The sequence below is a fragment of the Streptococcus sp. 27098_8_99 genome, from assembly GCF_041431935.1.
Taxonomy (GTDB): Bacteria; Bacillota; Bacilli; order Lactobacillales; family Streptococcaceae; genus Streptococcus; species Streptococcus parasanguinis_D.
On sequence record NZ_JAPVYQ010000011.1, the window covers coordinates 18,472 to 39,395 of the forward strand.

At 42.6% G+C, this 20,924-nt stretch carries 24 protein-coding genes and 1 tRNA gene; 2 read left to right on the forward strand and 23 right to left on the reverse strand.

Going from position 1 to position 20,924, the window contains the following annotated elements:
* The first annotated feature begins 49 nt into the window (after positions 1–49).
* Together O3605_RS07200 and O3605_RS07205 are read left to right on the forward strand one after the other, a co-directional pair.
* Entirely contained in the window at positions 50–1,612 is a 1,563-nt protein-coding gene (locus O3605_RS07200) for an ABC transporter substrate-binding protein/permease (protein WP_049497670.1), read from the forward strand.
* Complete coding sequence (locus O3605_RS07205; protein WP_003010256.1) at positions 1,612–2,352, forward strand: amino acid ABC transporter ATP-binding protein; 741 nt, start codon at positions 1,612–1,614, stop codon at positions 2,350–2,352. Before O3605_RS07200 ends, O3605_RS07205 begins: the two co-directional genes overlap by 1 nt.
* Before the next feature lie 119 nt (positions 2,353–2,471).
* On the opposite strand, the gene O3605_RS07210 is transcribed toward O3605_RS07205, so the two are convergent.
* From O3605_RS07210 to O3605_RS07320, 23 genes are all read right to left on the reverse strand, one after another.
* A complete protein-coding gene (locus tag O3605_RS07210) occupies positions 2,472–2,687 on the reverse strand; it encodes a capsule biosynthesis transcriptional regulator (RefSeq protein WP_003004771.1) in 216 nt (71 codons plus the stop codon).
* A gap of 108 nt (positions 2,688–2,795) precedes the next feature.
* Complete coding sequence (locus O3605_RS07215; protein ID WP_049490463.1) at positions 2,796–3,689, reverse strand: SPFH domain-containing protein; 894 nt, start codon at positions 3,687–3,689, stop codon at positions 2,796–2,798.
* Between the two features lie 110 nt (positions 3,690–3,799).
* Entirely contained in the window at positions 3,800–5,050 is a 1,251-nt protein-coding gene (gene ilvA, locus O3605_RS07220; protein WP_049497667.1) for a threonine ammonia-lyase IlvA, read from the reverse strand.
* A gap of 76 nt (positions 5,051–5,126) precedes the next feature.
* On the reverse strand, positions 5,127–6,149 hold the full coding sequence (gene ilvC / locus O3605_RS07225; RefSeq protein ID WP_003004157.1) for a ketol-acid reductoisomerase: 1,023 nt from the start codon (positions 6,147–6,149) through the stop codon (positions 5,127–5,129).
* 68 nt (positions 6,150–6,217) lie between these two features.
* Positions 6,218–6,694, reverse strand: a complete 477-nt coding sequence (gene ilvN, locus O3605_RS07230; RefSeq protein WP_023919316.1) for an acetolactate synthase small subunit — start codon at positions 6,692–6,694, stop codon at positions 6,218–6,220.
* On the reverse strand, positions 6,687–8,387 hold the full coding sequence (locus O3605_RS07235; protein WP_049497666.1) for an acetolactate synthase large subunit: 1,701 nt from the start codon (positions 8,385–8,387) through the stop codon (positions 6,687–6,689). Before O3605_RS07235 ends, ilvN begins: the two co-directional genes overlap by 8 nt.
* 340 nt (positions 8,388–8,727) lie before the next feature.
* Entirely contained in the window at positions 8,728–9,327 is a 600-nt protein-coding gene (locus tag O3605_RS07240; protein WP_049483533.1) for a response regulator transcription factor, read from the reverse strand.
* Between the two features lies 1 nt (position 9,328).
* Positions 9,329–10,426: a sensor histidine kinase gene (locus O3605_RS07245; RefSeq protein ID WP_049475098.1), complete on the reverse strand. Its 1,098-nt coding sequence runs from the start codon at positions 10,424–10,426 to the stop codon at positions 9,329–9,331.
* Positions 10,423–11,163, reverse strand: coding sequence for an ABC transporter permease (locus tag O3605_RS07250; RefSeq protein ID WP_371585710.1), 741 nt, complete (start codon positions 11,161–11,163; stop codon positions 10,423–10,425). Before O3605_RS07250 ends, O3605_RS07245 begins: the two co-directional genes overlap by 4 nt.
* A complete protein-coding gene (locus O3605_RS07255; RefSeq protein ID WP_371585712.1) occupies positions 11,132–12,049 on the reverse strand; it encodes an ABC transporter ATP-binding protein in 918 nt (305 codons plus the stop codon). The genes O3605_RS07250 and O3605_RS07255 overlap by 32 nt, the downstream gene beginning before the upstream one ends.
* Positions 12,036–12,233: a hypothetical protein gene (locus O3605_RS07260; RefSeq protein ID WP_371585714.1), complete on the reverse strand. Its 198-nt coding sequence runs from the start codon at positions 12,231–12,233 to the stop codon at positions 12,036–12,038. Before O3605_RS07260 ends, O3605_RS07255 begins: the two co-directional genes overlap by 14 nt.
* Positions 12,230–12,421 (reverse strand): hypothetical protein, encoded by a 192-nt coding sequence (locus O3605_RS07265; protein ID WP_014712940.1) that lies wholly within the window; start codon positions 12,419–12,421, stop codon positions 12,230–12,232. Before O3605_RS07265 ends, O3605_RS07260 begins: the two co-directional genes overlap by 4 nt.
* A 135-nt stretch (positions 12,422–12,556) precedes the next feature.
* Positions 12,557–13,111, reverse strand: a complete 555-nt coding sequence (locus tag O3605_RS07270; protein WP_023919327.1) for an SP0191 family lipoprotein — start codon at positions 13,109–13,111, stop codon at positions 12,557–12,559.
* 282 nt (positions 13,112–13,393) lie between these two features.
* The gene (gene fakA, locus O3605_RS07275; RefSeq protein ID WP_371585717.1) at positions 13,394–15,058 is read right to left on the reverse strand and encodes a fatty acid kinase ATP-binding subunit FakA; all 1,665 of its coding nucleotides are present in this window, start codon (positions 15,056–15,058) and stop codon (positions 13,394–13,396) included.
* A 2-nt stretch (positions 15,059–15,060) separates the two neighbouring features.
* Positions 15,061–15,426 (reverse strand): Asp23/Gls24 family envelope stress response protein, encoded by a 366-nt coding sequence (locus O3605_RS07280; protein WP_003004393.1) that lies wholly within the window; start codon positions 15,424–15,426, stop codon positions 15,061–15,063.
* Between the two features lie 283 nt (positions 15,427–15,709).
* Entirely contained in the window at positions 15,710–15,898 is a 189-nt protein-coding gene (gene rpmB / locus O3605_RS07285; protein WP_001140948.1) for a 50S ribosomal protein L28, read from the reverse strand.
* A 118-nt stretch (positions 15,899–16,016) separates the two neighbouring features.
* On the reverse strand, positions 16,017–16,712 hold the full coding sequence (locus O3605_RS07290) for a LiaF transmembrane domain-containing protein (RefSeq protein ID WP_014712935.1): 696 nt from the start codon (positions 16,710–16,712) through the stop codon (positions 16,017–16,019).
* Between the two features lie 4 nt (positions 16,713–16,716).
* Positions 16,717–17,163, reverse strand: a complete 447-nt coding sequence (locus O3605_RS07295) for a LytTR family DNA-binding domain-containing protein (protein ID WP_003004160.1) — start codon at positions 17,161–17,163, stop codon at positions 16,717–16,719.
* 299 nt (positions 17,164–17,462) lie between these two features.
* Complete coding sequence (locus O3605_RS07300) at positions 17,463–17,774, reverse strand: LiaF transmembrane domain-containing protein (RefSeq protein WP_049506410.1); 312 nt, start codon at positions 17,772–17,774, stop codon at positions 17,463–17,465.
* Positions 17,775–17,973: 199 nt separating this feature from the next.
* Positions 17,974–18,046: transfer RNA gene (locus O3605_RS07305), tRNA-Thr, on the reverse strand.
* Positions 18,047–18,146: 100 nt separating this feature from the next.
* A complete protein-coding gene (locus O3605_RS07310; RefSeq protein WP_371585719.1) occupies positions 18,147–18,932 on the reverse strand; it encodes an ABC transporter permease in 786 nt (261 codons plus the stop codon).
* A gap of 1 nt (position 18,933) precedes the next feature.
* The gene (locus O3605_RS07315) at positions 18,934–19,752 is read right to left on the reverse strand and encodes an ABC transporter permease (protein WP_003017344.1); all 819 of its coding nucleotides are present in this window, start codon (positions 19,750–19,752) and stop codon (positions 18,934–18,936) included.
* A gap of 1 nt (position 19,753) precedes the next feature.
* Positions 19,754–20,746 carry an ABC transporter ATP-binding protein gene (locus O3605_RS07320; protein ID WP_287316321.1) on the reverse strand — a complete coding sequence of 331 codons (993 nt, stop codon included), beginning with the start codon at positions 20,744–20,746 and terminating at the stop codon, positions 19,754–19,756.
* Positions 20,747–20,924 lie beyond the last annotated feature (178 nt).

The window sequence follows — 20,924 nt, forward strand, 5'->3', positions numbered from 1 at the left end:
CTATTTTACCGTACAATAGGAGGAGTTAAAATAAGGAAGAGGAGAAAAAATGAAAAAAACATTATTCGCGCTCTTAACAGGGCTTTTCATTTGCCTAGGCATCACACAGGTTGCTCATGCAGATGACTATTTACGAATCGGAATGGAAGCGGCCTACGCTCCTTTCAACTGGACCCAGGAAGATGATTCAAATGGAGCCGTGAAGATTGATGGTACCAACCAATATGCCAATGGGTACGATGTCCAAATCGCCAAAAAAGTTGCTGAGGATTTAGGTAAAAAACCTTTGATCGTGAAAACATCTTGGAACGGTTTAATTCCAGCACTCACATCTGGTAAAATTGATATGATTATCGCCGGGATGAGTCCCACTGCTGAACGTAAAAAAGAGGTCGCCTTCTCTAATAGCTACTATACCAGCGAGCCGGTCATGCTGGTCCGCAGAGACGGAAACTATGCGAATGCTACTAGTCTAGATGACTTTAAAGATGCAAAGGTTACCTCTCAACAAGGGGTCTACCTCTACTCGCTCATTTCTCAACTCAAAGGGGCAAAACAAGAAACCGCCATGGGAGACTTTGCTCAAATGCGTCAAGCGCTTGAATCCGGCGTCATCGATGCTTATGTTTCCGAACGACCAGAAGCCCTAACCGCTGAGTCCGCTAATTCAAAATTTAAGATGATCCAATTCAAAAAAGGATTTGAAGTTGGAGAAGAAGATGCGACCATCGCTATCGGGATGAAGAAGGGTGATACTAGACTTGACCAAGTCAATGCCGCACTAGCTAAGATTTCGTCTGAAGACCAAGTCAAACTCATGGATGATATGATTAAGAAGCAACCAGCTTCCAGTGATGCTAGTGATGATAAGCAGACATTCTTTAGCCAAATGATGAAGATTTTAAAGGATAATGGCCCACAGTTCTTACGGGGAACTGGAATGACCCTCTTAATCTCTATGACTGGAACTATCGCTGGGTTGATTATCGGTTTGTTAATCGGTGTCTTCCGAACAGCTCCGAAGGCTAAAAATAAATTCCTTGCTGGATGTCAAACTGCCTTTGGTTGGTTCCTCAATGTCTACATTGAAATCTTCCGTGGAACTCCGATGATCGTTCAATCCATGGTCATTTTCTATGGTTCCGCTCAAGCCTTCAACATTTCCTTGGATCGTACCTGGGCCGCCATCTTTATCGTATCAATCAATACCGGAGCTTATATGAGTGAGATTGTTCGTGGTGGGATCTTAGCAGTGGATCCAGGTCAGTTTGAAGCAGCGACTGCTCTAGGAATGACCCATGGACAAACCATGCGCAAGGTCGTCCTTCCACAGGTTGTTCGCAATATCTTGCCAGCAACAGGGAATGAATTTGTTATTAACATCAAGGATACATCTGTTTTAAATGTTATCTCTGTAGTTGAACTGTACTTTACAGGAAATACGGTCGCAACTCAAAACTACCAATACTTCCCAACCTTTACGATCATCGCTGTGATTTACTTCGTTCTCACCTTTACCATCACACGAATTCTTCGCTACATCGAACGTCGCTTAGATTCTGATACTTATACTACAGGTGCCAATCAAATGCAAGTCAATGAGGTGAAATAATGGCAGAAAAAATTCTTGAAATCCAACATTTAAAAAAATCTTATGGTCAAAATGAGGTTTTGAAAGATATTTCCCTTACGGTTGAAAAAGGAGAGGTGATCTCCATCATCGGGAGCTCTGGTAGCGGAAAATCAACCTTCCTTCGCTCCATCAATCTTCTAGAAACTCCTACAGCTGGAGAGATTCTCTATCGTGGACAAAATGTTCTTGATCCTGAGTATGATCTTACCCACTACCGCGAGAAATTAGGAATGGTGTTCCAAAGCTTTAATCTCTTTGAAAATTTAAATGTCTTAGAAAATACGATCGTTGCACAAACGACCGTCCTCAAGCGTGATCGTGAAACCGCAGAAAAAGTTGCCAAAGAAAATCTTGAAAAAGTCGGTATGGGATCTCAATATTGGGCTGCTCGTCCGAAACAACTTTCAGGAGGCCAAAAACAACGGGTTGCTATCGCGCGTGCCCTTTCCATGGATCCTGATGCTATCCTCTTTGATGAACCAACTTCCGCCCTGGATCCTGAAATGGTTGGGGAAGTTTTGAAGATCATGCAGGACCTCGCTAAAGAAGGTTTGACCATGATCGTCGTAACCCACGAAATGGAATTTGCCCGCGATGTCTCTAGCCGTGTCATCTTCATGGACAAGGGGGTCATTGCTGAGCAGGGAGATCCAAAAGAAATCTTTAGTAATCCCAAAGAAGAACGGACCAAGGAATTCCTTCAACGCTTCTTACACTAATCTCTTAAAACAGTTTGCTTACCAGTATGGAAGCAAGCTGTTTTTTGTACCTCCTCTTCTTTTAAGGCATAGAAAAAAACCAGAGAGGAAACTCTCTGGTTTTCAATTGGAACAACAAATTAATCTTCGAATTTTTGATGATTTTTGTCATAAAAATCAATCAATCCGAGTGCAGTTTCAAACGAGATGTTTTTCACTTTTGCACGTCCTTGAGCCAAGGCAATGATAGACATTTCACGGGCATTTGTTTCTTTACTGATACGATATCCCGTAATTTTCTTATCGCGTACCCATCCAACAACTGATTCTACTTTTTCAAAGTTCGATTTAGCCATGATCTTTCTCCTATATTATTATTTCCAATACTAATATAAATTGTTTTGCACATTTTGTCAACTAAAATCGCTGAAAATACGAACCTTTTTTAAAAAATGAGAAAAAGTTTACTTTGCTTTCAGGGCTGATAATATTTGTGTACGAATGTTTTCGACGCCATCTGGGTTAGCTGGTAGGAAAATCGTATTATTCCCTTCCTTATCTGCAAAATTATTTAAGGTATCTAAGTACTGATTGGTTAACAGAATAGACATGATTTGCTCTTCGGTCAAGTCTACATTGGCTCCTTTTAACTCTTTAATAGAGTCTGCCAATCCATCGACAATAGCCTTCCGTTGCTCGGCAATACCGACCCCGTGCAAGCGGTCTTTTTCCGCCTCAGCTTCGGCAGCAGTAACGATCTTGATCTTGTCTGCTTCTGCCAATTCCTGAGCTGCCACGCGTTTTCTTTGCGCCGCATTGATCTCGTTCATGGATTGTTTCACTTCGGCATCTGGCTCAACTTTAGTGATCAGGGTTTTTACAATAATATATCCATAAGTTGACATTTCTTCTGCCACTTGTTTTTGAACTTCAAGGGCGATTTCATCTTTTTTCTCAAATAATTCATCCAAGGTCAACTTGGGAACAGAAGAACGCAAAGCATCTTCAATGTATGATTTAATCTGTGATTCTGGACGCATCAACTTGTAGTAGGCATCCTTTACGTTGCTTTCGTTCACTCGGTATTGCGTCGCCACATTCATGGTAACGAATACGTTATCCTGAGTTTTTGTTTCAACCACGATCTCACTCTGCAAGACGCGCAATTGAACTCGTGCTGCAATTTTATCGATACCAAAAGGCGCTCGCATATGAATGCCACTATCGCTAATTTTTTGATAACGTCCGAAGCGCTCGATGATGGCAACGGATTGTTGCTTGACCACATATAGTGAGCTAATCACAATTAATCCTGCAACCAGTAGCAAGAATAAAACAAAGATAATAAATCCAGGCATAAAAAGTTCCTCCTTTTAATTTACGCATATCATATCACAAGTGTTGATAAAAAAGCAATATATTCCTTAAAAATATATTGCTTAAATGGTCGATTGTTTCTGTATGATACTCAGACGAGCATATTATAGAGTGTTTCATTGCCGTTCAAGTTAATGAAAGACGGATCAAAACGCTCGATACGGTTGACCAAGCCTGCATAGTCATGTTTATTGGCTAAAGCAACCCCAATCAAGACAGGGCCTGTTCCCTTACTAGCGCGCTTGATGTATTCAAAACGTGTGATATCATCATTTGGCCCTAAGATATCATTTACAAACTCGCGAAGGGCTCCTGGACGTTGTGGGAAGTTTACGATAAAGTAGTGTTTCACTCCATCGTAGATCAAGGCACGTTCTTCCATTTCAGGCATGCGGTTAATATCATTATTCCCACCTGAGATAATACAACAGATCGTTTTTCCCTTGATGTATTCGCGCAAGATCTCTAGAGATGCCACACTAGCAGCTCCCGCTGGTTCAGCTACGATCCCCTGCTTAGAATAAAGATCAATCAAAGTCTCTGAAATCAAACCTTCATCGACCCCAACCAGAGTTTCCACATGCTGGCGGGTTACTTCATAGGTTAATTGTCCTACTTTTTGCACGGCAATCCCATCTGCAAATTTATCAATTTCTGGTAATTTGACTGGGCCCCCTGCTTCAAAAGCAGCCTTCATGGAGCGCGCCCCTTCGGCCTCTACCCCAATAACCTCAATCCTAGGCTCTGTTTCTTTGATATAGGTTGAGACACCTGAAATGAGGCCTCCTCCACCAACAGGAACGAGGACTGCATCAAAAGCAATCGATTCTTTTCGAGCTTCCTCAAGGATTTCATAGGCTACTGTCCCTTGACCTGCCTGTACATGTGGATCGTCAAATGGGTCAATAAAGGTTCGTTTTTCTGCAAGCGTAAATTCTTGTGCTGCCTTAGCTGAAGCATCGAAAGTATCCCCGACCAACTTGATCGTTACATAGTCCCCACCAAAGAAGCGGACTTGTCCAATCTTTTGTTGCGGTGTTGTAATCGGCATGAAGATAGTCGCAGGAATCTTCATTTCATTACAAGTATAGGCAACCCCTTGGGCATGGTTTCCCGCTGAAGCACAGACAACCCCACGCTCACGCTCCTCTTTTGATAGTTGAGAAATTGCAAAATACGCTCCACGAATCTTGAAAGAACGAACGCGTTGGGCGTTTTCTTTTTTCAAATAAATTTTTGCCCCATATTTTTCTGATAAATAGTGGTCATATTCAAGGGGCGTATTAACAACGACCCCTCTTAATATTTTATGGGCCTTAGTCACATCTTTTGCTGTTATCATTTCATACCTCTGTTGCTGTGTTTTGATGAAAAAAGCAAGCCAGGGTGTCCCAACTTGCTTAGTCTTCTACAGACAATTAGTTGTAGATTTTGAAGGCGTCATCGTCGTTTTGACCAACGAATGGCATTGCTTTACGCAATTCAGCACCAACTTTTTCAATTTCAAGTTCTTCAGCTTGTTTGCGGAAGGCTTTCAAACGTGGGAAACCAGCATCGTGGTCTTCAACGAATTCACGTGCAAATTTACCTGATTGGATATCAGCAAGGGCAGCTTTCATGTTTTCTTTTACTTCTGGACCGATAACACGAGGACCAGTTACAAAATCACCAAATTCTGCAGTATTTGAACATGATTGACGCATTTTCTTGAAGCCACCTTCGTAGATCAAGTCAACGATCAATTTCATTTCATGAAGGACTTCGAAGTAAGCCAATTCAGGTGCATAACCAGCTTCTGTCAAAACTTCAAATCCAGCTTCGATCAAGCTTGTCAAACCACCCATAAGAACAGCTTGTTCACCAAACAAATCTTCTTCTGTTTCTTCTTTGAAGGTTGTTGAAAGGAGACCAACACGTGCTGAACCAACACCTTTTGCCCAGTCCATTGCGATGTCTTTCGCGTTACCAGTAGCATCTTGGTAGACAGCGTAAAGTGCTGGTACACCAAATCCTTCAGTGTAAGTACGACGTACCAAGTGACCTGGTCCTTTTGGTGCAACCATGAAGACATCTACGTCTTCAGGAGCTTTGATGTAACCAAAGTGGATATTGAAACCATGGGCAAAACCAAGAGCTTTACCAGCGCTCAAGTTTGGAGCGATTTCATCTTTGTAGATATCTTTTTGGATTTCGTCTGGTGCCAAGATCATGATGATATCAGCCAATTTAGTTGCTTCTGCAACTGGGTAAGCTTCAAATCCATCTTCTTTTGCTTTATCGAATGATTTACCAGGACGCACACCGATGATGACATCGTGACCTGAATCACGCAAGTTTTGTGCGTGAGCATGACCTTGTGAACCATAACCGATTACGGCGATTTTTTTACCATCAAGTGCTGGTACTTTAACGTCTTTTTCGTATTCCATTTGAACTGCCATAAGTAAAATCTCTTTTCTATTTTATTATTTGCCTTTTTAAGGCGGGGTTAACAATGTTAAGGCGAGAATTAATCTCGAGTAAATCCGGTTGCACCGGTGCGGGCGATGTTTTTAATCCCATAAGGTCGAATAACACGAATGAGGGCTTCGCTCTTTTCTGCATTTCCCGTCATTTGAACGGTGATAGAGCTTGGAGCTACATCGACCACAGTCGCACGGAAAGGTTGAATAATGGCCAAGATTTCCGCCCGCTTCTCAGCAGGTGCAGAAACTTTCACCAGAATCACTTCGCGCTCCAAGTGTGGTTTATCTGTGATATCACGAATGCGAATCACATCAATCTGGCGGTTGAGCTGTTTGATGATTTGCTCTACTTCATCGTGCGAAGCAACATCAATGATAATGGTAATCCGCGATACATTAGGGTTTTCAGTTGCGCCAACAGAGATACTTTCGATATTGACTTGACGTCTCGACAAGACTCCAGTAAAGCGGTTCAGAACACCTGAGCGGTTTTGAAGTTTGGCTGTTAACATTCTACGCATTAAACTTCACCCCCAACATCTCATGATTACTCTTACCAGCTGGTACCATCGGTAAGACATGCTCTTTCCGAGAAATGTCTACTTCGATGAACATTGGTACATCTTCTGTGATGACTTCCAAATCCTTCTCTAGGGTTTCAGGATTATCAAATTTATAATTCTTGATCCCGTAAGCTTGCGCCATCAATTGGAAATCCGGAAGACTATCAAAGACTGACTCTGACGTCCGACCATCATAGAAGGCTTCTTGCCATTGACGGACCATTCCAAGCGAGTGGTTGTTGAGCATAACGACCTTGATCGGAACCTTATAAATATTTAAGATCGCCAATTCTTGGTTGGTCATTTGGAAACCACCATCTCCGACAAAGAGAACAACTTCTTTATCTGGATTGGCAATTTTCGCTCCGATAGCTGCAGGAACACCAAATCCCATCGTTCCTAGACCACCAGATGTTACCAATTGGCGCTCATTTTGGTAAGGATAGTATTGAGCTGCCCACATTTGGTGTTGTCCAACGTCTGTGACGACAATAGCGTCCCCCTTGGTCAACTCTCCAATGCGTTCAATCACAGCTTGTGGTTGCACAACCCGTTCCTTCTTATCGTAAGAACGAACCCGGTTCTTATCTTGGGTCACCTTTTCGATCCACTTTTCAGTGTTGTTATGAACCGTTGGCTCTGCTAGCAACTGTTGCAAGGCTTTCTTTGCATCGCCAACCACAGGAATGTCGATAGCAATGATCTTCCCAATCTCTGCAGGATCAATGTCGATATGGGCAACCTTAGCATTTTTAGCGAAAGTCTTTGGATTCCCTGTCAAACGGTCGTCAAATCGACAACCAACACTGATCATGAAATCCGTCTCTGTCATAGCGATATTGGCCGCGAAGGATCCATGCATTCCTCCCATCCCTAGGAAAAGAGGATGACTGGTTGCAATCGTTCCTTGACCTAACAGACTGGTCACTACTGGAATCTGATAGCTCTCTGCTAGAGCAATCAACTCTTTTGCGGCTCCAGCGTAACTCACTCCACCACCAGCAAGAAGAACTGGTTTTTTAGCCTTACTCAATTGCTTCAAAATCTTTTTGATCTGCAATTCATTGGGTTCAATAGTAGGCTGGTAGCTTGGAAGCTTCACACTTGGTTCATAGATAAAATCTGTCTCTAAAGCAGACACATCCTTTGGAAGGTCAATTACCACCGGACCAGGGCGTCCAGTCGTCGCAATATGGACAGCTTCGGTGATAATTCGCGGAATATCTGCCGTCTCACGTACTTGATAGTTGTACTTGGTGATGGGCATGGTAATTCCCACAATATCTGCTTCTTGGAAGGCGTCTTTCCCGATCCCAGCACGATTGACTTGACCAGTGAAGACTAATAGGGGAACGCTATCGCTCATGGCATCTGCAATCCCTGTAATGGCATTTGTAGCCCCCGGTCCACTAGTGACGACTGCGACACCCAGCTTTCCAGTTGATTTAGCGTAGCCTTCAGCCTCATGCAAGCATCCTTGTTCATGACGACCCAAGATATGCTGGATACCCTCAAAGCTATAGATGGCATCGTATAAAGGCAAAACCGCTCCACCAGGATAACCAAAAATCGTGTCAATACCCAAATCACGCAGGGTTTCAAGAACGAGCTCTGAACCGGTTTTTGCAGTTTCTAAGGTAATTTTCTCCATGTCTCTCCTTTCCAGTACTTTGTATATCAAATTAGCATGCTACTATCATACCATTTTTAGAAAATATTTCAAGGAAAAATAGTAAATTTTCTGAATTTTCTATCCAAATCCGAATAAGAAGAGTTTCTCTAGAATTGCTATGTCTATCACAAAAAAGAGGCTGGGACAAAAGTCCTAGCCTCTTTTTTGTTTTTGGATTGTCGAGCAAGACGCAGTGGTTGAGTGGGCTCTACTACGCTGATTTCATCAGCTTTTACAGCCCTACTCAACTGTGCGGAGGTGGGACGACGAAATCGAATTCTAACGAATTACCGATTTCTGTCCCACTCTCTTTTCTTCCTTATAACCAACCCTTTTCTTGGGCAATTTTTGCTGCCTCGGTCCGGTTTTCCGCATCCAACTTGGTCAGAATGGCTGACATATAATTGCGGATGGTCCCGTTTGAGAGGAATAAGCGATCAGCAATTTCTTGGTTAGAAGCCCCTTTTGCGACTTCTTTTAAAACTGCCTTTTCTTGAGGGCTCAGAGGATTGGGATGGGTCAAGATCCCTTCCATTAATTCAGGCGAATATTCTTTTTGCCCTGCTAAAACTGCATGAAGAGTGGCCATCAAATCCGTAATGCGGCGTTCTTTTAAGACATAGGCATCGACTCCAGCCTTTAGGGCCCGCTCAAAATAGCCCGGTCGCTTAAAGGTGGTAACGATGACGACCTTGAGCTGGGGTTGTTGACTTTTAGCCCATTCCAACACTTCTAACCCTGTTTTGATGGGCATTTCGATATCTAAAATCGCAATATCGGCTGGATGTGTTTCGAGTAAACGAATGGCCTCTTGTCCATCGCCAGCCTGCAAGACATCTTCCACATCCTCTTGCAGGAGCAAGAGCTGGCAGAGAGCATCGCGCAACATACTTTGGTCTTCAGCAACTAATAAGCGCATCTTATTTCCTTTCTTGATAGGGGATCCGTATTTCTATCCTGGTCGGCTTGTGTTGATGACTGATCTCCAGCTCTCCTCCCAACAAGGCAATCCGTTCGCGAATCGAGTGCAGGTCTTTATCGGAGACTGTGGCAAAGCCGATGCCATTGTCTTCTGCGACCATTTCCACTCCTGTCTCGGTAGAGCGATAAAAGAGAAGGGCCTGTGTCGCTTTGGCATGTTTGATCATATTGGTGGCTAATTCCAGAGACACCATGGCTAGAGCAGATTCTAGGATCGGCGAGATGCTGGCTGTATCAAGCTCGTTCTGAATCTCCACTTTGATTTGAGCTACTTCCAGCATTTGCTTGACGGTTTCTAGCTCTCTTGCCAGGGTTCGCTGCTTCAAATTCTCCACAATCTCACGGACTTGGTGCATGGACTCTTGACTGATGGCTTGAATCTCTTGCACCTGCTCCTGGGCCTTCTCAACCTGACCCAATGCCAAGAATTGATCAGCTAGGTCCGCCTTGACACTGAGCATGGCAAAGGTGTGTCCTAGACTGTCATGCAGATCACGGCCAATCCGATGGCGCTCGTTTTCTGCCAGCAAGAGATTGATCTGGGCGTTTTGCTTGGCATGGTCAACTTTCAACTCTTCCATCATCTCCATCCGAACCATACTAAAGGTCATAACCGCGATAAACAAAGAGACGATCAGGACAAAAAGCCAATCATTTTCTCTCATCTCCCTATTAAATAATAGAGCTCCAAAAAGGATCAGTAGTGATCCAACAGCCGTCCAAAGAAAGGGCGAGCGAAAATCGCGAATCCCAAAACGATAGATCAAAATATTGCTCACATAATAGTAAAACCAACAAAAGCTAGTTCCAACAAAAAAGGTATTTCCTGCAATATACAGCAGAAGATAAATCCAAAAAAGCCAGGTCAGTTTCTTATTTTCAGTAATGAGGATTCCTAGATAGCTTATCATAAAGAAGATGGCTAAAAAGAAATGCCACCAGGGAATCTGTCCTAAGAAAATAGAAGCAAAGGGAAAGGCCATAAAGATTAAGCCTACGTAAAACATATGGTGAATATGTTTGAGTTTTTCAATCATGAACGAACCTCAGAATGACGACGATAGATGATAACAAGGGCAAACAAGACCAGGGTAAACAAGGTTAAATAGACACTCGCAAAGACATTGACCTGTCCCTTGTTTAAAAAGGTCTTAATCAGTTCCATCAATTGATAGGTTGGTAAGCATTTGCCAATGGCTTGCATCCATTCTGGAAAGAGACTAATCGGCATCCATAGTCCTCCCATGACAGCCAGTCCCATGTAAAGGAGATTCCCCACAACAGACATCAATTGACTAGAAGGAAGCAGGGTCAATACCAGACCAATCGCTACAAAAGCTAGACTTCCTAAGATGAGAAGGAAGGCTGCTAAGACCCAATCCTGCAAGGACATATTCACATGCCGCACCACATGGCCCACGGTAAAGACAACTACAATCGATAGGAGAAAATCGACAAAGAGACCCACAACCTTTATTAGATAATATTCTACCATAGATACGGGGGTATGGCGCAAGACTTTTTGCCAATTATTGAGTCGATCGGTTTCAAGAACCGTTGGAAAAGAAAAGATAGCCGTAGACATCATGGAAAAAGCCGTCATGGAGAGGAGATAATCCCTCATAAAGTGAGCGGGGGCCCCTGGCGTGTCCTGGTACATCCCTGAAAAGAAGAGATAAAAGGCCGTGGGCATCCCAATTGATAACAAGTAATAAATAGCTTGGCGACTGGTCAAATGCCACTCAACCACGCCGAGAGCTTTCATGCGTTTCATCTTCTCTACCTACTTCCTTTGTATTTTCAAAAATAGAATCCAATAAACTTCGATTGGTTACTTCGATTTCTTGGATCGAACATCCTTCTTCTTGCAAGCGACTCCACAAACGATTGGCATCGTGTGTCACAACCTGAAGAGCATCGGGTTTAATGACCACTTCACCAACGCCTTCCATCTCTGCCACTAAAGCTTGATAGCGTAAGGGCAGGGTGAAATGTTTTTCTACCTCTTCGCTTCTCATAGCGAGAGGTGTCGTATCCCGAAGCAAATGCCCCTGATGCAAGACCAAAATTCGATCGGCCGTGTGCTCTACTTCCTCGATGTAATGTGAAGAATAGACAATGGTCACACCATCTTCCTTTAAATGCCCAACAATCTCCCAGAAGCGTTGGCGAGTGGACGTATCCATTCCCGCAGTTGGCTCATCTAAGAACAGTAAGCTAGGACGACCAATCAAGGTTAGAACAAAGGATAAGAGGCGCTTTTGACCACCAGACAACTTACTAGCCAATTGTTTCTTTTGTTCTGAGCTAAAACGTAATAAATCATCAATTTCTTCCCCTGTTAAGGGATTGGGATAAATGGAGCGAAAGAAGTTGATCAGTTCCTGAACAGTTAACTTTTGAACGACGGCATTCTCTTGAGGGAGATAAGAGACACTAGCCTTTAATCGAGGATGACCAGGAGCCTTCCCTTCTACTTCAATGATTCCCGCCGTCGCTTTCATATCTCCTAGGAGGCAATTCATCAAGGTCGTCTTCCCTGCTCCGTTAGGCCCAATCAAGGCCAGACAATCCCCCCGTTCAACCGCAAAAGAAAGATCTTCTAGAATCATCTTTCCTCTGATACTTTTGTTCAAGTTCTCTACTCTAATGACACTCATGATACTCTCCTTTCAACCAGGCTTGGCCAGCTGGAATAATGACAAAGACGACCAAGGTCACTCCCCAAACTGTTTGGAAAAACCAGCTAAGAAAATGGGCAGAAAACCAGCCCGTCATCATCTCAGTTGCCCAAAGGAGCAAACACAAAACAGCTACCAATCCAATTTCAAACTTCTTTTTCATTGCTCCATCTCCTTTTTAACAGCCTTGATCATTTTCAATCCTTCTTGAACCGCCCAGCTCATGATGCCAATCCCAGCAAATAATTCCCAAGGAAAATGGTAATAGAGACTATCATCCTTTGAAAAGATCAAATAGACGACCATCCCCACCACTGTTAACGTAAACACTTTATAGAACCATTGTTTCATTTTTCCTTACCTCTTACTTTCTGACTATATTATAGCGAAAGAAAATAACAGCCACTAGATAATTTTGTCACTCGCTCACATGACAAAAGTCACTAAAAAAAGCCAAGTGACTTCACTCGACTTTTTCTATTCTTCTTACTGACCTTCTTCTTTCATGCCATGCAGTTTCAAGGCCTTTACCAAGGCATCTGCCTTCATGTTTTTCAAATCATTGAGTCCAGCATCTTTGAAGTAAGAAATTTCTTCTAGAGACTTGGCGTCAATTTGGTTGAGGTCAATCACACTGGTTGAGAGCAATTTCTTTTCTGGGGTGACTGTGTATTCCAAACTAAAACCGGGAACGGTTTTTAGCTTCTTATAGTCTTCATTTTGCTCCAGCAAAGCTTGAATGGCTGCTGTGAGCTCTTCAGGTGACTTTTCTGCTGCGATGGTCCCAAGTTGTTGGGGCAGATCGGCCGTCACTTCGATGCGAAGGTTTTCTACCTTATCTCCCTTAGACTTGATGATATCCCGGTGTTTTGTTCCATTGATATCTCCTACTAAGGTTGTGGTTTTTTCTTCATTTTTTACTTCTTTTTTAACAGAGGAACTGCTAGATGAGCTAGCGGTTGTAGTTTTCTTTGTTTGGGATTGCGAACAACCAGTCAATACCAAAATGGCTAGCCCAAGGGTTACAAAAAATTTCTTCATTTTTATAACTCTCCTTTCACATACTGATACCAGTATAACATATCGCGTCTTTCTTGTCTAAAAACTCCACTGCTCAAACCATTTCCCCCTCATTTCAAGCTCTTCAATTTGAATAAAAAACTGATGAATGTGAGACTTTTTGCAGAAACTCCTTTTTCTCACGAATAAAGCCTCCGTGGAGGGTTCACTTCAGTCTCAATCCCTCTGAATCACGCTGCTTTAATAGGAATCTCCTCGTTTTTCTATATACAAAAAAGGTTCCGAAAGGAACCTTCTGTTCAATTATTCTACACTAAACAAGTATGGGTAGACAGGTTGGCCACCTTGGTGGATTTCTACTTCTACATCTTCGTATTTTTCAGCAAGGGCTTGGGCCAATTCATTTGCCAACTCCTCACTGCCGTCTTCACCGACATAGATGGTCACAATTTCACTGTCTTCATCCAACATATGAGCGAATGTTTCTTCCAAGGTTTCCATCATATCTGGATTTGAAACAACGATTTTGCCATCGACCATTCCAAGATTATCATTTTCATGGATTTCAAGCCCATCAATAGTGGTATCGCGAACCGCTGTTGTCACACTACCAGACGCAACATCATCCAATGAAGCGCTCATGCGTTCGTAGTTTTCTTCGATCGATTTGCTTTCATCAAAGGCAAGAAGACTAGTCAATCCTTGAGGGATAGTCTTGGTCTCAACAACTGCTGCAGGTTGATCAATCACTTCTGCTGCAGATTGAGCCGCCATCAAGATATTTTTGTTGTTTGGCAAGATAATGATGTTGCGCGCATTCAACTCTTCAACCGCTTTGACAAAGTCTTCTGTTGATGGGTTCATTGTTTGACCACCAGAGATGATGTAATCAACTCCTTGCGCTTTAAAGATATCAGCCAATCCGTCACCAGCAACTACTGCGATGATGGCATATTCTTTTTCTTCAACTGGTTTGGCTTGGCGCTCTTCTTTTTCAACTTGCGCTTCGTGTTGGTTGCGCATGTTGTCGACTTTTACCTTGACCAAGCTTCCGTACTTAAGACCTTCTTGCATGACAAGACCTGGATCTTCTGTATGGACGTGAACTTTGACAATCTCATCGTCATTCACCACCAATAGGGAATCCCCAAGGTTGTTCAAATAGTTACGGAATTCATCGTAATCGAAGTCTTTGACATAGGTTGGACCTTGTTTCAAAGCGACCATGATTTCTGTACAGTAACCAAACTTGATGTCTTCAGTAGCCACATGACCAGCAACTGACTTGTGGTGTTCTGCATTGATCATTTCTGACATGGTTGCAGGTGTTGCTTGGAACTCTTCAGAAGCGATAAATTCACCTGTCAAGGCTGACAAGAATCCTTCATAGATGAAGACCAACCCTTGACCACCAGAGTCTACCACGCCAACTTCTTTCAAGACTGGCAACATATCTGGAGTCTTCGCAAGAGCTGTTTTAGCTCCTTCAAGAGCGGCACGCATAACTTCTACTGCATCATTGGTAGATTCTGCTTTCTTCTTGGCCCCAATGGCTGCCCCACGAGAAACCGTCAAAATGGTTCCTTCAACCGGCTTCATAACGGCCTTATAAGCAACTTCTACCCCAGATTGGAAGGCTGCTGCAAGCGCTGCTCCATCCAATTCTTCTTTGTCTTTGACACTTTGAGAAAATCCGCGGAACAATTGAGAAGTGATGACTCCTGAGTTCCCACGCGCACCCATCAAGAGACCTTTGGCAAAGATTCCTGCTGCTTCTCCAACAGTTGAAGCAGAACGGTCAGATACTTCTTTGGCCCCATTTTCGATGGTCATTCCCATATTGGTTCCTGTGTCCCCGTCTGGTACAGGAAAGACGTTCAAAGAGTTTACATATTCCGCTTGTTTATTTAAGCGCGTAGCCCCCGCTTGAACCATTTCTTGAAATAAACTTGTAGTAATATTAGCCACGATTATTCTCCCACAATCTTGATATTTTGAATATAGACATTCACAGTATCCGTAGTGATTCCAAGTTGATTTTCCAAACTAAATTTCACACGTTCTTGAATATTTTTTGAGACTTCGCTAATCTTTGTTCCATAGCTCAAAACAGTGTAAACATCAACTGCGATAGTTCCTGCTTCCGTTGTTTTGACAACAACACCTTTAGAGAAGTTTTCTTTCCCTAGGAGGGCTTGGAAATTATCTTTGATCGCATTTTTGCTGGCCATTCCAACCACACCGAAGATCTCAGTAGCGGCACCGCCTACAACAGTTGCGATAACCTCATCAGTCAATTCAATTTGACCGTCCTTTGTATTGATTTTTACTGTCATAATTTCTACCTCAAAAGTATTTTATATTCTATTTTACCATAAAAGAGGTCAACTGTAAAAGGGTAGGGACTATTCTTCTCCCGCTGTGACAGCTGTCTCTGGAGAAAAAGAAAAGGGAGTGGGAAAGAACTCCGTAAAATAAAAAAAGTTGAAAAGGTTCCCCAAACCTTTTCAATTTTCCCACCCCCGCAAAGCAGTGCTTTGAGCAATCAACCACTGCGTCATGCTACTATTCCTATCAAAAGCGAAGGCTGGACACTTTATGCCCAGCCTTCTTTCTTTATTAAACGCGTTCTACTTTACCAGATTTCAATGCACGAGCTGAAGCCCAAACTTTTTTAGGTTTACCATCAATAAGGACAGTTACTTTTTGAAGATTTGGTTTTACGGCACGTTTTGTTTGGTTCATAGCGTGTGAACGGTTGTTACCTGATACAGTCTTACGACCTGTGAAATAACATACTTTAGCCATTTCTGTGTTTCCTCCTATTAGATCTAATATAACGGATGTGCTAGCACCACATACCGTACTATATTACCAAAAAAAATCTCTCTTGGCAAGCTTTTGGCCAAAGTTTTTCATTTCCGACTTAAGAAAACGAATTCGCTCCGACATAGATAATTTCCAGATTTCCTAAGGAAACATCGCCCGTAATGTAGAAATCCTTGCTTGTCAGAGCACTTGGATTTTCCTGATGTTGGATCGCTGAGAGGGAATTATCCACATTTACATGGACACGCCAATCACTTGGTACATAGAGGCTCAGACTCCCAAGGGAAACATCGACAACAAACTGGGCTGACGGACCTTCGATGCGGCAATTGTCAAAATAAACCGAAGCTTCTCCCATACTCACATCTGCACTTCCGTGAGTAAAGTGTTGGTCATTGAGATACTTTGTCACTGTTGAAAAAGTGACATCAATGTCATTGCCATCAGACTTACTCATGGACCCAGCAGAATAGGAAGCTAGGCGGGCTTTTGTTTTCTTAGAGGGTTTAAACAAAATATTGAGCCCAATCACAGCGAGAATTGAGGAAAGGATGACAACTGAATTGGACACCGGAAGGAAATGGTATTGCCCATTGAGACAAAAGAGGGCTAAAAGTCCATAGATGAAGCCCCAACCAAAATGGCGTTTTAAGAAACTAGAGAGGGACAGGACGGCAAGCAAGGTAACCCAAGCTAAGGTCCAGATGCTGATGTCCCATTTTACAAAATAGCCTTGTAAGAGGATTAAGGCTGCTAAAAGGATTAAGAATACTCCAATTAATTTTTTTCTCATGATATTACCTCATTTCATTTAGTCGTTCTTTTAAGAGTTGATAGTAGCGTCTGGATACGTGAACCTGCTTATGGGTCTGATAGAAATTGACCGTGCTAGTTCCTGAAAAAGACTTTTCTAGAGAATAGATCTGCTTTGCGTTGACAATGGTGGATTTGGATATCCGACAAAAGGCGATGGGAAGCAGCTCCTCCAACTCATAGAGCTTCTGCTTAACCTCATAGGCCTCGTCCTTGGTGTGCCCAAAAATCTTCTCCCCGTCCGTCTCAAAAAAGAGGATCGATGCCACATCCAGAAAATACTCACTTCGATCCTTGTAAAAGGCCAAAGGAGCGACCTTTTGTTCTAGGATTCTCTCTTGCAGCTGGGTCAACTCCGGGGTCAAGCGCGGGGCTCGAATCAAGATCTCAGGCTCGTCCATTGATGGATCCAATTCGATTCTAACTTTCATAAAACTCCTTTCCCAACGTTTTGATAGTACCATTATAACAGCTGTTGAAAACAAAACAAGGGCTTTTCAGTAAGTGGCACGTTTTGCCCATCAAGAGGTAGTTTTTGAGAAGTAAAGAGAGAGTGGGACAGAAATCGGTCATTCGTTAGAATTCGATTTCGTCGTCCCACCTCCGCACAGTTGAGTAGGGCTGTAAAAGCTGATGAAATCAGTGTAGTAGAGCCCACTCAACCACTGCGTCTTGCTCGACAATCCAAAAACAATTAAGAGGCTAGGACTTTTGTCCCAGCCTCCTTCCTTTATTTGTTGCTATTCTTATCCGGTAAAAGAAAACTAAGACCCACGCAAGCAAGGACACCCGCTGTGATCACTAAGCCATTTGAAACCGGCAAGAGATCGTAGATCGCGTTTGCAATCATCAGAGCAATTAAAGCACAGATGACACTTGCCTTGTAGTCCTGTTTCAACAGATTTTCAAGCGTAAAGAAAGCAAATAAGAGAACGGGGAATAAAGGCCAGATATTCACATCGATCTTTGGAAAGCCAACCATTCCCATTGTGACAACCGCAAGAGCTGCCAGAATAAATCCAAGTCCAAGTAATTTTTTCATCATCGTATACCTCGTTTTTATTAATTGGAAGTATTGCTTCCTTTGATGATTCTATGATAGCAAAGAGCCCCTATGGAGACAAGGACTTTTGACTAAGCGGTCAAAAATGGCGCCTATGCGGTCAAAAAAAGAGCGAGACAGAACGAATCGGTTATCACCATCATTCGTCGTCTCGCTCCTTCAAAGCCGTTTCTTCCTATGCCGATTGCAGGGATCGAACCTGTGACCTACGCGTTACGAGTGCGTTGCTCTACCAACTGAGCTAAATCGGCGATTACCTTCTTAGTATAGCACTCTGAGAATAGATGTCAAGAAATTTTCATCTCCATTAGAAAAAGCCTTTCCTGAGACAAGGCTTTGAGATTCTTCCTATTACGAACCCGCACTTTCGTAGGCATCTAAGCCCTTGTCCCATAGTTTCAAAGAAATAACAAAGAAGACAAGGGAAATTAGAATCAAACCACCAATGTTAAAGAGCCCATCCTTGTCCTGCAAGAAATAACTGGCAGGATAGTAAGCCGTAAAGGCAAATGGCACGATAAAACTGATCAACCAACGAAGGAGCGAATTGTAAATAGAAATAGGATACTTGGCAAAATCATTAAACATATAGAAAATGTAAATCATAGCACCTGACTGCTTGGTCCAAAAAGCGATGCTGGCTGTCGCGATTTTTAAAGAAGTGTAAATCAAGGTCGCAAAAGGAATACAAACTAGGAAAAGCAGGAATTTTGGAAGAGTCCAAGAGATGCTAGTTAGTGTTGTTCCTAATAGAATACCACCGACCAAAAGTTCACCCAAGGCATCAATCTGAAAGGTCTCAACGAGGATGTGAAAGAGAGGATTGATAGGACGAGTCAGATACTTGTCAAACTCCCCTTTTCGAACTAGTCGTTGACCTAAGGCCCAGAGATTGTCAAAAAAGAGATGATCTAGTCCCTTTGGAATTAAGGAAAATCCATAGATAAAGGCAATTTCTTGAAAAGTCCAACCTTCTAGGGAGGGAATGTGTTGAAAGATGACATTGAGAAACAAGAGGTTCAGGCCTTGAGTCAGAAAGACTCCCAATACACCAACCACAAAATCTACCTTGTATTCCATGATTTGCTTGATGTACTGTCTGATAAAAATCAGATGCATGCGTTGATATTTTTTCATACTAACCTCCCTGAATGGTGATAAATGACTGGACTCGTTTCCAAATCAACTGAGACAAGCCCACCATCACTATAAGCCAGAAAAGCTGAAGCAAAAGTGCTTGAAGAATCTGACTAGCATCGTATTTCCCAACAATAATCATGACCGGAGTGTAAATTAAAGATGAAAAAGGCAGGAAGGACAGAATATCTGAAATGACCTTTGGAAAGAAAGCCAAGGGAATCAAACTCCCAGACATAAAGGCCACTATGGAAGTCTTAAGTAGATTAGAACCCCATAAATTTTTAAATACAAAGGCTGAAAATCCAAAGCAGATATTAAAGAAAAAGTTAATCAGATAGGCCAGCGTTAAGCTAAAAAGATAAAGGGTAGTTAGCCCCAGCACTTCTACAATCCCTTGCCCAGATAAGATTTTCATCAAAACAATGACACTTAAAAATGGCAGTCCAACAGAGATAAAAATCAACCACTTGGAACCAAGCTCCGTAAAGAGGTAAGAAGCCGCAAAATGCACTGGTCGCAACAAGCGCATGATAATGGAACCATCCTTGACCTCATCACCAATCATAAAGGAAGAATCCGACCTAGTCAGAAGATTAGTCACAAAACTCATGATGATGTAGAGGGTGATATCCGCCATACTAAAGCCCTGAATCAAAGGCTCCTGGGAGGAATCAAAGACAGCCTTCCATAGATAAAAAGCCACAAAAGCACCCATGACATCGCCAATCCGATAAAGAATAAAGTTGACTCGATAGCTAATCAACTCCTGAATCCCTGCATTGATAAAGGGTTTATAACGTCTCCACAATTTGACCATCTTAGAGCTCCTTTCGATAGAAGCGACGGATAATATCTTCAATATCCGTATCTACCATCTTCAAATCACGGACCTCAAAATCAGATAAGGTTTGCTTGATAATATCGGCCGACTGGTAGCGGGAACTATCGAATTCAATATTGAGAGTATTTCCTTGTCTATCAATGGACATATCAGGCAAGCCTTCATAATGAGAGACGAGATGACTTTGACCTGGCGTCAGATCGAAGGAGAGAGTCTTCATCTTGCCAAAGGTCTCCTTGAGCTGGCTCACCGTCCCATCAAAAATCTCCTGCCCCTTATCAATCATAAAAATCCGATCACAGAGTTGCTCAATATCACTCAAATCATGAGTAGTCAAGAGAATAGTTGTCTCTTCCTCCTGATTAATCTGGGTAATGGCCCGACGAATGTTGTCCTTGACCGACACATCCAAACCAATAGTCGGTTCATCTAAAAAGAGAACTTTGGGATTGTGAAGCAAGGAAGCCGCAATATCCGCCCGCATCCGTTGACCCAATGAAAGAGTCCGCACAGGATCCTTGATAAATTCCTTCAAATCCAAGACTTCATTCAAAAAATCCATGCGCTTATGGAAGAGCGAGTCTGGCACATCATAAATTTCTTTTAAGACCGTGTAGGTCTCTTGCAGAGCCAAATCCCACCATAACTGGGTGCGTTGTCCGAAAACGACTCCAATATCCTTGACATAATCTTGGCGATTATCCTGGGGAATCTTGCCGTTAATCCGACAAAAGCCAGATGTGGGCTTCAAAATTCCTGTCAGCATTTTGATGGTGGTTGACTTCCCAGCACCATTTGCCCCGATGAATCCTAAAATCTGCCCTTTTGGAACTTCAAAAGTTAAATCCTTGACCGCTTCAAAGGTCTGCTTTTCAGGATGAATAAAGGAGCGCAAGGCTCCCTTTAACCCCGGCTCCTTAACTGTCTTCACAAAATTTTTCCGAAGATGTTGCACTTCTATCATTGCCATATCTATCTCCCTATCGTAAGAAGCAACATTGTATTTTTGACTACAAATATTCTAAATCCTTACTTTCTACACTTACTCAATATTATTACAGAAGGCTTTATACCAACCTATTATAATCCAATAAAAAAAGGAATGCAAGCGTTTGCTTATAGATTATGAAATTAGAGATTTCTCTCTT

Bases quoted from the DNA above. Each gene is read 5' to 3' on its own strand.
- O3605_RS07200 (WP_049497670.1), top strand. From the start codon at position 50: ATGAAAAAAACATTATTCGCGCTCTTAACAGGGCTTTTCATTTGCCTA.
- O3605_RS07205 (WP_003010256.1), top strand. From the start codon at position 1,612: ATGGCAGAAAAAATTCTTGAAATCCAACATTTAAAAAAATCTTATGGT.
- O3605_RS07210 (WP_003004771.1), bottom strand. From the start codon at position 2,687: ATGGCTAAATCGAACTTTGAAAAAGTAGAATCAGTTGTTGGATGGGTA.
- O3605_RS07215 (WP_049490463.1), bottom strand. From the start codon at position 3,689: ATGCCTGGATTTATTATCTTTGTTTTATTCTTGCTACTGGTTGCAGGA.
- ilvA (WP_049497667.1), bottom strand. From the start codon at position 5,050: ATGATAACAGCAAAAGATGTGACTAAGGCCCATAAAATATTAAGAGGG.
- ilvC (WP_003004157.1), bottom strand. From the start codon at position 6,149: ATGGCAGTTCAAATGGAATACGAAAAAGACGTTAAAGTACCAGCACTT.
- ilvN (WP_023919316.1), bottom strand. From the start codon at position 6,694: ATGCGTAGAATGTTAACAGCCAAACTTCAAAACCGCTCAGGTGTTCTG.
- O3605_RS07235 (WP_049497666.1), bottom strand. From the start codon at position 8,387: ATGGAGAAAATTACCTTAGAAACTGCAAAAACCGGTTCAGAGCTCGTT.
- O3605_RS07240 (WP_049483533.1), bottom strand. From the start codon at position 9,327: ATGCGCTTATTAGTTGCTGAAGACCAAAGTATGTTGCGCGATGCTCTC.
- O3605_RS07245 (WP_049475098.1), bottom strand. From the start codon at position 10,426: ATGATTGAAAAACTCAAACATATTCACCATATGTTTTACGTAGGCTTA.
- O3605_RS07250 (WP_371585710.1), bottom strand. From the start codon at position 11,163: ATGAAACGCATGAAAGCTCTCGGCGTGGTTGAGTGGCATTTGACCAGT.
- O3605_RS07255 (WP_371585712.1), bottom strand. From the start codon at position 12,049: ATGAGTGTCATTAGAGTAGAGAACTTGAACAAAAGTATCAGAGGAAAG.
- O3605_RS07260 (WP_371585714.1), bottom strand. From the start codon at position 12,233: ATGAAAAAGAAGTTTGAAATTGGATTGGTAGCTGTTTTGTGTTTGCTC.
- O3605_RS07265 (WP_014712940.1), bottom strand. From the start codon at position 12,421: ATGAAACAATGGTTCTATAAAGTGTTTACGTTAACAGTGGTGGGGATG.
- O3605_RS07270 (WP_023919327.1), bottom strand. From the start codon at position 13,111: ATGAAGAAATTTTTTGTAACCCTTGGGCTAGCCATTTTGGTATTGACT.
- O3605_RS07280 (WP_003004393.1), bottom strand. From the start codon at position 15,426: ATGACAGTAAAAATCAATACAAAGGACGGTCAAATTGAATTGACTGAT.
- rpmB (WP_001140948.1), bottom strand. From the start codon at position 15,898: ATGGCTAAAGTATGTTATTTCACAGGTCGTAAGACTGTATCAGGTAAC.
- O3605_RS07290 (WP_014712935.1), bottom strand. From the start codon at position 16,712: ATGAGAAAAAAATTAATTGGAGTATTCTTAATCCTTTTAGCAGCCTTA.
- O3605_RS07295 (WP_003004160.1), bottom strand. From the start codon at position 17,163: ATGAAAGTTAGAATCGAATTGGATCCATCAATGGACGAGCCTGAGATC.
- O3605_RS07300 (WP_049506410.1), bottom strand. From the start codon at position 17,774: ATGAAAAAATTACTTGGACTTGGATTTATTCTGGCAGCTCTTGCGGTT.
- O3605_RS07310 (WP_371585719.1), bottom strand. From the start codon at position 18,932: ATGAAAAAATATCAACGCATGCATCTGATTTTTATCAGACAGTACATC.
- O3605_RS07315 (WP_003017344.1), bottom strand. From the start codon at position 19,752: ATGGTCAAATTGTGGAGACGTTATAAACCCTTTATCAATGCAGGGATT.
- O3605_RS07320 (WP_287316321.1), bottom strand. From the start codon at position 20,746: ATGGCAATGATAGAAGTGCAACATCTTCGGAAAAATTTTGTGAAGACA.